Raw genomic sequence first — 9,778 nt, 5'->3', positions numbered from 1 at the left:
TGCAGCCGGACCGGGCCGGTGCGGCAGGCTCGCTGGCGCCGCCACCGGTCACGTGAGGTGCGTGACGCGGCAGTTCACCCGAGGGAGGCCCGTCGTGGCCGAGGAAGACACCGACGACCGCACCTACCGCGTCGTCCTCAACGACGAGGAGCAGTACTCCGTCTGGCCCGCCGACCGGGACCTCCCGCTCGGCTGGTACGCGGAGGGCACCGAGGGCACCAGGGCCGACTGCCTGACCCACATCGGCACGGTCTGGACCGACATGCGGCCGCTCAGTCTGCGCCGCCAGATGGAGCGGGCGGCCGGCTAGCGGCCGGTCCGGCCCCGCGAGGTGTGTGACAGATGACCAGCCCCGACACGCGGGCTCCGGCGGACGAGCAGACCCGGCCGCCGGACCCGCCCGATCCACCCGCTCCGGCGGACGCGACCGATCCACCCGGCCCGGCGGACGCGGCCGGAACGGAAGCCGTGGTCCCGCTGCACCGCAACCGCGACTTCCTGCTGCTGTGGGGCGGCTCGGCCGTCTCCCTGCTCGGCTCGACCGCGACCACCATCGCCTACCCGCTGCTGGTCCTCGCCCTCACCGGCTCGCCGTTCGACGCCGGGCTCGCCGGCTTCGTCGCGCTGCTGCCCGCCCTGCTGCTCCAACTGCCGGCCGGCGCCCTGGTGGACCGCTGGCCGCGCCGGCGGCTGATGATCTGGTGCGACGCGCTGCGCGCGCTCGGCGCGGCGGTCATCGCCGGCGCGGCGGCGCTCGACCTGCTCAGCCTCCCGCTGGTGCTGGTGGTGGGGTTCACCGAGGGCGCGCTCACCGTCTTCCACGGCCTCGCCGCGCACGCGGCCGTCCCCAACGTCGTGGCACCGGGCCAGCTCTCGCTGGCGCTGTCCCGCAACGAGGCGCGCGGGCGGGGCGCCGTGATGCTCGGCACGCCGCTCGGCGGCATCCTGTTCGGGCTCGGCCGGGCCGTGCCGTTCGTCGCCGACGCGCTGACCTACCTGGTCTCGCTGACCGGCCTGCTGTTCATCCGCAAGGAGTTCGAGGCCGAGCGGTCCGCCGGCACCGGCACCATGCGCGAGCAGGTCCGGGAGGGCCTGGGGTGGCTCTGGAAGCACCCCTTCCTGCGCACCACCACCCTGCTGGTGGCCGGCAGCAACCTGATGTTCCGGGCGCTGTTCCTGGTCGCCATCGTGCTGGCCACCGACGTCGGCGCGTCCTCGGCCGGGGTCGGCCTGATGGTCGGGGTCGCCGGTGCCGGCGGGCTCGCCGGCTCGCTGGCCGCCCCCTGGTGCGCCCGCCGCCTGGGCCTCAGCGCCCTGGTGATCGCGGCGAACTGGGCCTGGGCCGTGCTGATGGTGGTGATCGCCGTCAGCCGCGACCCGTTCACGCTCGCCGCCGCCTACGCGGCGATGTGGTTCGTCGGGCCGCTGTGGAACGTGGCGCTCGGCAGCTACCAGCTGGGCATCACCCCCGACCGGCTGCGCGGCCGGGTGCTCGCGGCGATGAGCACGCTGTCCAACGGGGCCCTGCCGATCGGCTCGCTGCTCGGCGGCCTGCTGCTCGACTCGGCCGGCGCGCGGACCGCCGCGGTGGCCCTGGCGGGCTGGATGGTCCTGCTCGCCGTCGCCGCCTCGGTCGCCCGCACGGTGCGCACCGTGCCCGGCCCGGCGAACCCGTGACCCGACGGCGCCACCCCCGCCGCCGTACCGCTCCGCCGGCGGCCCTCGCCCCGGCCGCTCCCCCGGTCCCCGCGCTCCCCCGCGGCCACACCCCCGGCCCCGGCGGCGACGGCCGGACCACCCCTCGATCCAGTGCTGACAGGAGGAACTAGCGTGTTCCGCACCATGCTCGGGCCGCGCCCCGATCCGACGGGGCGAGGCCATCATGCCGGCACCTGACGACCGGCCGGCCGGCGTCCTCGGCACGATCGGCGGCACCCCGCTGGTCGAACTCGCCAAACTCGCCCCGGGCCGACACTTCACCACCTACGCCAAGCTGGAGGCGTTCAACCCCGGCGGCAGCATGAAGGACCGCTCGGCGCTGGAGATGCTCCGCGAACGGATCCGCACCGGCGCGCTGGTGCCCGGCCGCTCCGTGGTCGTCGAATCCAGCTCCGGCAACCTCGGGATCGGACTCGCCCAGGTCTGCTCCTACTACGGGCTCCGGTTCATCTGCGTGGTGGACCCGCGCACCAACCGCCAGAACATCGCCATCATGCGGGCGCTCGGCGCCGAGGTGGAGGTGGTCCAGGAGACCGACCCGGTGACCGGCGAGTACCTGCCGGTCCGGATCCGCCGGATCAGCGAGCTGACCGCCCGCATCCCCGGCGCCTACTGGCCCAACCAGTACGCCAACCCGCTGAACCCCCAGGCGCACCGGCGGACGATGCGCGAGATCCTGGACGCCGTCCCCGGCGGGATCGACTACCTGTTCTGCGCGACGAGTTCCTGCGGCACCCTGCGCGGCTGCGCGGAGCAGGTCCGCGAACTGCGCCTGCCGGTGACCGTGGTCGCGGTGGACGCCAGGGGCAGCGCCATCTTCGGCGGCGTCCCGACCTCCCGGCTGATCCCGGGCCACGGCGCGGCCGTCCGGCCCGCGCTCTACCGCGACGGCCTCGCCGACGAGGTCGTCCACGTGACCGACCTCGAATGCGTGGTCGGCTGCCGCCGGCTCGCCGGCCGCGAGGCCATCCTGGCCGGCGGCTCGTCCGGCGCGCTGGTGGCGGCGATCGACCTGATGGCCGACCGCATCCCCGCCGGCTCGCGCTGCGCGGTCGTCCTGCCCGACCGCGGCGAGCGGTACCTCGACACGATCTACAACGACGAATGGGTCGCCCGCCACTTCGGCGACGTGTCCCACCTGTGGAAGGAGAAGGAGTACGCGATGAAGGTGGCACCATGCTGATCCTCGGAGCAGGGGAGGTCCGGCAGGTCCTCGACGGTGCCGAGAGCGAGGTCGTCGCGGCCGTCCGCCGCGCCTACGTCCTGCACGACCGGGGCCGCACGGCCCTGCCGCACTCGGTGTTCCTCCGCTTCCCCGACGACCCGCGCAACCGGATCATCGGGCTGCCCGCCTACCTCGGCGAGGACGTCCCGGTGGCGGGCATCAAGTGGATCTCCTCCTTCCCCGGCAACACCGCCGCCGGTCGGGAGCGCGCCTCCGCCGCGGTGATCCTCAACTCCATGGCCACCGGGCACCCGGAGGCCCTGCTGGAGGGCTCGCTGATCTCGGCCCGGCGGACGGCGGCCAGCGCCGCCCTCGCCGCGTCCGTCCTCACCTCGGAGACCCCCGAGACCGGAGCCACCCTGATCGGCTGCGGCGTGATCGGCTTCGAGATCCTGAACTACCTCCGGGCCGTCCTGCCGGACCTCGGCACCGTCACCGTGTTCGACCTCGACCGGTCCCGCGCGGAGGCCTTCGCCGCCCGCTGCGAGGCCCGCTGGCCCGGGCTCAAGACGGCCGTCGCCGAGTCGGCCGAGGACGCGATGGCCGCCCACCGGCTGGTCTGCCTGGCCACCACCGCCGGGACCCCGCACCTGACCACCGAGGCCTGCCGGCCGGGCACCCTGGTGCTGCACGTGTCCCTGCGCGACCTGACCGCCGCGAGCATCCTGGGCGCGGTCAACGTGGTCGACGACGCCGACCACGTCTGCCGGGAGCGGACGTCCCTGCACCTGGCCGAGGAGCTGGTCGGCAACCGGGACTTCATCTCCACCTCGCTCGGCGCCGTGCTCCGCGCCGACCAGCCCTACCGGCGCACCGAGGACGGCGTCACCGTCTTCTCGCCGTTCGGGCTCGGCGCGCTCGACCTCGCCCTGGCGGGCCTGGTCCACCGGCAGGCACGCGAGCGCGGGCTGGGCACCCGGGTGGCGGGATTCCTGCCGGAGGGCGCCGGAGCCGCCGCCGGGTGACGCCACCGGCGCCGCCGGGGCCCCGGGACCGCCGCTCGGCCGGCGGCGGCCCGGGGCCCGGGGGCGGGCGGGCCCGGCGGCGGGGCGCGCCGCGGGACACCCGGGGGTGCGCCCCACCGACCGGAAACCGGGTCGTCGCAGGTCAGAGCCGTGGGCCGGTACGATGATCCCTCACCTATCGGGGGGTCAGATGAGCCAGCCGGACGTTCCGGCCCTGGGACCGCTGCTGCGCGCGCACCGCCACGCCGCCGGGCTGACCCTGGAGGAACTGGCGGAGGGTTCGGGCGTCAGCGCCCGCGCCATCGGCGACATGGAGCGCGGCCACAGCCGCGGCCCCCAGGCCCGCACCGTCCAGGCCCTCGCCACCGCCCTGGGGCTCGCCCCGGCCGCCACCGGGACGCTGCTGGGCGCGGCCCGCGCCGGCCGGCGACGGCACCCGGCCGCCGAGGCCACCGGGCTCTGCGACCTGCCGCCCGCGGTACCCGACTTCACCGGCCGCGAGACCGAGACCGACTGGCTCGCCCGGACCGCCGGCGCCCCGGCCGGTCCACCGGTCTCGATCGTCTCCGGCGCGCCCGGACTGGGCAAGACCGCACTCGTCGTGCACGCCGGGGCGCGGCTGGCCGACCGGTTCGCCGACGGCTGCTTCTTCGTCGACCTGCGCGGCCTGGACGCCGAACCGGTCACCCCGCACGACGCCCTGGGCCGCCTGCTGCGGGCGCTGGGCGTCCGCGAACGCGACCTGCCGGGCGAGACCGACGAGCGCCGCGGGCTCTACCGCCGGCTGATGCGGGAGCGGGAGGCCCTCGTCGTCCTGGACAACGCCGCCCGCGAGGCCCAGGTCCGCGCGCTGCTGCCCGGCCCGGGCGCGGGCCGGCTCTGGGTGACCAGCCGCCGCACGCTCGCCGGGATCGAACACGCCCGGCGGCTCGTCCTGGCGCCGCTGCCCGTCGGCGCCGCCACCGCGCTGCTCGGCGCGATCCTCGCCCAGCGCGAGGACGAGCCGGCGGGCGGGTCCGCCCCGGCGGCGCTGGCGCGGATCGCGGAGCTGTGCGGGCACCTCCCGCTGGCGCTGCGCATCGCCGGGAACCGGCTGCTCAGCCGGCCCGCCTGGAGCGCGGACGGCCTCGCTGAACGGCTCGGGGACGAGGACCTCCGGCTGCGCCGCCTGACCGCCGGGGACCTGCGCATCCGCTCGGCGTTCCGGCTCTCCTACGAGCAGCTGGCCGAGCCGGTGCGGCGCCTCTTCCGCCGGCTCGCGCTCGTCCCGGGGGCGGACTTCGACACCGGCGCCGGCGCCGCCCTCACCGGTCTGCGGCCGGACGCGGTCGAGGAGATGCTCGACGAACTCCTCGACCTCGGCCTGCTCGGGCACACCGCCGGCGACCGGCTGCTCTTCCACGACCTGCTGCGGCTGTACGCGCGCGAGCGGCTCCACGAGGAGGAGACCCCGCAGGACGTCGCCGCCGCCGAGGCGGCGCTGTACCGCTGGCTGCTCGACGGGGCGGCGGAGGCCGGGCAGTGGTTCCAGCCCGGACCGCCGCCGGCCGGCCGCGCGGCGGCACCCGTCGGCTTCGGCTCGGCGCGGGCCGCGCAGGCCTGGCTGGAGGCCGAGAGCGCCAACTGGCTGGCCGCCCTGCGCGCCGCGGCCGCGGCCGGCCGGCACACCGACGTCGTCCGGACCGCGGAGTCCATGCACTGGTTCTCCGACCGCTGGACCAACTGGGGCCACTGGCCCACCGTCTTCGGACTGTCCCGCACGGCGGCGCACGCCCTGGGCGACGACGTCCTCGCGGCCACCCACGCCAACTACCTGGCCTGGGCGGTGCACTACTGCTCGCACCAGCCCCGCGAATCGTCCGCCATCGCGGAACAGGCGGCCGAACTCGCCCGCCGCGGCGGGGACGTCACCCAGGAGGCGTGGGCGCACTTCTACGCGGCGGCGGCCGCCAACCGGCTGGGCGAGCCCGCCGACGCCGTCCCCCGGGCCCGGCGGTCGGCCGAACTCTTCGCGACGGCGGGCGACCGCGAGGGCCGCCCCCAGGCCCTGCTGGCCCTGGCCTCGGCCCAGGCCGGCACCGGCGGCCACGCGGACGCGGTGGCCACCACCGACACCATCCTCGCCCTGCTCGCCGACCCGGCCACCGCACCCGCCGCGCACATCGGCGACTTCACCCGGACCAACGCCCTGTCCCAGCAGGGCGGCGCCCTGCTCGCCCTCGGCCGCGCCCAGGAGGCCGAGCGGACCTACGCCGAAGCCCGCACCGTGGGCGCCCGCGTCGCCGTCCCCCTCCTCCAGGCCATCGCCGCCCTCGGCCAGGCCCAGGCCCTGGCCGCCCTCGGCCACCACGACCGCGCCCTCACCACCGCCCGCGAAGCCAGAACCTTCGCCGAATCCGCCGCCGACCCCACCCGCCTCACCGAAGCCACCCAACTCGAAGCCACCCTGACGGCGCTGAAGGAATGACCCTGGCGCGGCGCCGGCGGAGCCGGACTCGTTCCTGCCCGAGTCGTCTCGGGGCGACCCTCAGGTGTCCGGCACGGCGGAGCTGCCCTCTGCTACCGGCTCGGGGCCTCGTGCGCGGTCCGCAGCGGTCGATCGGAGCGCCACCCGGCGAACGAGCCGTCGCGGGAACGTACGCCCTCAAGGTCGCCTTCGAACAGCACTGCGGCCTCCGGCCTGCGTGCCGGAGGATCGGCCAGATAGCTGTTGCCGTGATCCCAGGTCCGAAGCTCGCCCGGGAGCGCTTCGTACCAGGCCAGGCCACGGACATTGCAGTTCCTGCACAGGAGCCCCCGCACACACCGTCCGCACGACGACTGTCCGGGGCAGCATCGGTGGTCGTGATCGATGTGCCACCAGGACGGGCCCTCCATCGACGAATCGCCCCCCAAGCGGTGGCACAGCGGGCAGGTATCGTCCTGTGCTCTCAGGATCGCGTTCACCCGGGCGAGCGTCAGCTTGTGCCGGCGCGCCTGCCGGATCGCGTTGCGGCACCTCTGACATGTCTTCCCCCGGGGGCCCGCATCGATCCGCCACAGCGTGTCCGCGCACACTTCGCAGGGGTCGCCCAGGGTTTCGACCCATGCGTAGAACTCCTCGTCGGTTTCCCAGTCCACCGGAGCAGGGTAGAGAGCATCACTGACAGTCCCGGGACCGTGACAGCCGCCGTCCTGACCACGCTGGACTGCGACTGCTCCGCACCCGACCTCCGCGCCTGTGCGCCGGCCGCTCTCGCCGACGCCGCGGTCAGGTGTCGGCCAGGCCCTGTTGGATGGCCAGCACCGCGAGGCGGACGCGGTTCGGGCTGCCTTCGGTGCGATCAAGCCGGTCTTCCAGGACGGGTACCTGCACGACCTGCCCGGTTTCACCCCGATCGGCGCGGTGGACGCCGGGGAGCCGCTCACTCCGCCACCGCTCCGGACGCGTTGATCCCGTCCGGCCCCCGGTCGACCGGGCTCAGCCCGGGAGGGCCGGGTGGGTGGCGGGGTCGTGGGCGGTGGACTGCCAGGCGCGGGGGGTGAGGCCGTAGGTGGTGCGGAAGACGCGGCTGAAGTGGCTGGTGCTGACGAAGCCCCAGCGGCCGGCGACGGCGGCCACGGTGGCGGGGCGGGCCGACGGGCGGGCCAGGTCGCGGCGGCACATCTCCAGGCGGCGCCGCTGGATCCAGCGGCCCACGGTGACGCCCTCGTACTGGAAGAGCTTGTGCAGGTAGCGCACCGAGAAGTGGTGGGCGGCCGCGATCCCCTCCGGGGAGAGCCCGGGGTCGGGGAGCCGGCGCAGGATGTACTCCTTCGTCCGGGCGATCGTGGCCAGGACCTCCTCGGGCACCGGTCCGGCCGCCCGCCGGCGGTGCTCGTGGGCGAGGACGGTGAGCAGGTCCACTGCCGTACCGGCGAGCCGGGCGGCCACCCGCGGGTCCGGTGCGACCCCGGGGCGGGCCAGCCGGTCCAGGTAGGCGGCCACCAGCGCGGCCGTCCCGGTGTCCGAGCGGAAGGCCGTGCCGGACAGCTCCCGCAGGTCCTCCTCGGCCACTCCGGCCGCTGCCCGGGGCCAGTGGAAGGCCGTGCCGGAGAAGGCCTCCGACACCTCCAGGACGACCGGGCGGCCGGTCCGGGCGACGGCGAACCCGCCCGGCCGCAGGGGCACCCCGTGACCGTCCAGGAGCAGTGCGGCCGTGCCGTGCCGCGGCAGCACCAGGGTGATGTGGTCGCCGCGGCCGCACAGCACCACGCTGCGGCCGTGCGCGGTCGGCCACGGACCGGCGACGATCGAGGAGACCCGCAGCGGGCCGAGCCGGTGGCCGGCGATGCTCGCGGCGAAGGGGACGTGGCCGGACGGGGCGTGCCCGGACGGGGCGAGGACGGGCATCGGTACTCCTGCGACGGCCGCCGGGGTGGTCCCGGGCGGCCGGGTGCTGGCACGGGGTGAGGGAAGGGCGCGGGCGACGCGGCCCGCCCTCCCATCCCAGCCGGTCGGACAGCCGGTGACCAGGAAGAACAGCAGGAGGAACTGCGCGGTCGCCGGTGCCGCACGAACCCTCGTCCTACCCCGCACCGGCCCCGGCTACCAGCGGCGGCCGGCCTACCAGGAGTGGCGGTGCAGGGCGAGGTGGAGGGTGTCCACGGCCTGGATGAGGGCGGAGCGGGCCGAGCCGGTGCGGCAGTGCGAGTCGAGCAGGACGAAGCCGTGCACCACGCCCTGGTAGCGGGTGGCCACCACCGGCACCCCGGCCCGGCGCAGCCGGGCCGCGTAGGCCTCGCCCTCGTCCCGCAGCACGTCGGCCTCGGCGGTGATCACCAGCGCCGGTGGGAGCCCGGCGAGTTCCTCCAGTCCGGCGCGCAGCGGGGCCGCCAGGGACTGCGCCCGGTCGGCCGGGTCGGGCAGGTAGGCGTCCCAGAACCGGCGCATGTCCGCCCGGTGGAGGAAGTACCCGTCGGCGAAGGCACGGTAGGAGGGGGTGTCGAAGTCCGCGTCGGTCACCGGGCAGATCAGCACCTGGTGGAGCAGCTCGGGGCCGCCGCGCCTGCGCAGGAGCAGGGTGAGCGCCGCGACCAGGTTGGCGCCCGCGGAGTCGCCGGCGGCGGCGATCCGGCTCCCGTCCAGCCCGATCTCGTGGCCGTGCGCGGCGATCCAGCGGGCGACGGCGTAGCACTGCTCGACGGCGACCGGGAACCGCTCGGCGGGCGGGCGCCCGTAGTCGACGAGGACCACGGCGGCGTCCGCGCCCACGGCGAACTCCCGCAGCAGGTGGCGGTAGCTGTCGGCGTCGCCCAGCACCCAGCCGAGGCCGTGCAGGAAGAGGACCACCGGGGTCGGCCGGGCGGCGTCGACCGGGCGGATCACCTGGATCCGGACGTGACCGGCCGGTGTCGGCAGCGCCAGCCGGGTGGCGACGGTGTCCCGGTGGCCGTCCGACGGGTGGGGCCCGGCCAGGAAGGCGAGGTCGAGGGGCTCCGGCGCGCTCCCGCCGGGCGGCGCCGCCGTCCGATCGCGGCGGGCGTGGGCGCGGGCGGCCAGGAAGTCCTGGAGGCCGTCGTCCAGGATCGGGCCCGGGGCCTCGGGGGTGGTGCTCTCGGACACTGGTGTGCTGCTCCTGGCGTAGCGGCCGGGTCGGACCGGCTTCCGCGGGTGGGCGTGGCCCCGCCCGGGTGGTCGCGGGCTCGCCCGGCGCCGCGGGTCCGGACACGGCGGCGAGCCGGGGGTACTGCCGCCGTGCCCGGAGAGCGTGCCGGCCGGGGCCCGGGGCGCCCGGCCGGCACGTCGTCATCTTAGGGACCGGCCGGGCCCGGGACCGTACCCGGAGCGCACTGGAAGCCGCCGCTCCGTGCACGGCGGTCGGCCGGTCCCGCGCGCCGCTCCGTGCAC

At 76.2% G+C, this 9,778-nt stretch carries 9 protein-coding genes; 6 read left to right on the top strand and 3 right to left on the bottom strand.

Features of this window, described 5'->3' with window-relative positions; all coding sequences use genetic code 11:
- Positions 1-94 precede the first annotated feature (94 nt).
- The 5 genes from ABZ497_RS08045 (at position 95) to ABZ497_RS08025 (ending at position 6,376) form a co-directional block, all read left to right on the top strand.
- Positions 95-310 (top strand): MbtH family NRPS accessory protein, encoded by a 216-nt coding sequence (locus ABZ497_RS08045; protein WP_329486323.1) that lies wholly within the window; start codon positions 95-97, stop codon positions 308-310.
- Between the two features lie 32 nt (positions 311-342).
- On the top strand, positions 343-1,677 hold the full coding sequence (locus ABZ497_RS08040) for an MFS transporter (protein WP_359803965.1): 1,335 nt from the start codon (positions 343-345) through the stop codon (positions 1,675-1,677).
- Positions 1,678-1,882: 205 nt separating this feature from the next.
- Positions 1,883-2,902 (top strand): 2,3-diaminopropionate biosynthesis protein SbnA, encoded by a 1,020-nt coding sequence (gene sbnA / locus ABZ497_RS08035; protein WP_329486327.1) that lies wholly within the window; start codon positions 1,883-1,885, stop codon positions 2,900-2,902.
- The gene (sbnB, locus tag ABZ497_RS08030; protein ID WP_359803964.1) at positions 2,896-3,909 is read left to right on the top strand and encodes a 2,3-diaminopropionate biosynthesis protein SbnB; all 1,014 of its coding nucleotides are present in this window, start codon (positions 2,896-2,898) and stop codon (positions 3,907-3,909) included. Before sbnA ends, sbnB begins: the two co-directional genes overlap by 7 nt.
- A gap of 190 nt (positions 3,910-4,099) precedes the next feature.
- Entirely contained in the window at positions 4,100-6,376 is a 2,277-nt protein-coding gene (locus tag ABZ497_RS08025) for a helix-turn-helix domain-containing protein (RefSeq protein WP_359803963.1), read from the top strand.
- A 92-nt stretch (positions 6,377-6,468) separates the two neighbouring features.
- On the opposite strand, the gene ABZ497_RS08020 is transcribed toward ABZ497_RS08025, so the two are convergent.
- On the bottom strand, positions 6,469-7,029 hold the full coding sequence (locus tag ABZ497_RS08020; protein WP_359803962.1) for an endonuclease domain-containing protein: 561 nt from the start codon (positions 7,027-7,029) through the stop codon (positions 6,469-6,471).
- Between the two features lie 151 nt (positions 7,030-7,180).
- Between ABZ497_RS08020 and ABZ497_RS08015 the strand changes: the two genes are divergently transcribed.
- Positions 7,181-7,342 (top strand): hypothetical protein, encoded by a 162-nt coding sequence (locus ABZ497_RS08015; RefSeq protein WP_359803961.1) that lies wholly within the window; start codon positions 7,181-7,183, stop codon positions 7,340-7,342.
- 27 nt (positions 7,343-7,369) lie between these two features.
- Here the strand turns inward: ABZ497_RS08015 and ABZ497_RS08010 are convergent, their stop codons facing one another.
- A complete protein-coding gene (locus tag ABZ497_RS08010; protein ID WP_359803960.1) occupies positions 7,370-8,281 on the bottom strand; it encodes a helix-turn-helix domain-containing protein in 912 nt (303 codons plus the stop codon).
- Positions 8,282-8,494: 213 nt separating this feature from the next.
- Positions 8,495-9,493 (bottom strand): alpha/beta hydrolase, encoded by a 999-nt coding sequence (locus ABZ497_RS08005; protein ID WP_359803959.1) that lies wholly within the window; start codon positions 9,491-9,493, stop codon positions 8,495-8,497.
- Positions 9,494-9,778: the final 285 nt, after the last annotated feature.

This window comes from Kitasatospora sp. NPDC005751 (genome assembly GCF_040630835.1).
GTDB lineage: Bacteria > Actinomycetota > Actinomycetes > Streptomycetales > Streptomycetaceae > Kitasatospora.
This window is presented reverse-complemented; position numbering and strand designations above follow the sequence as displayed.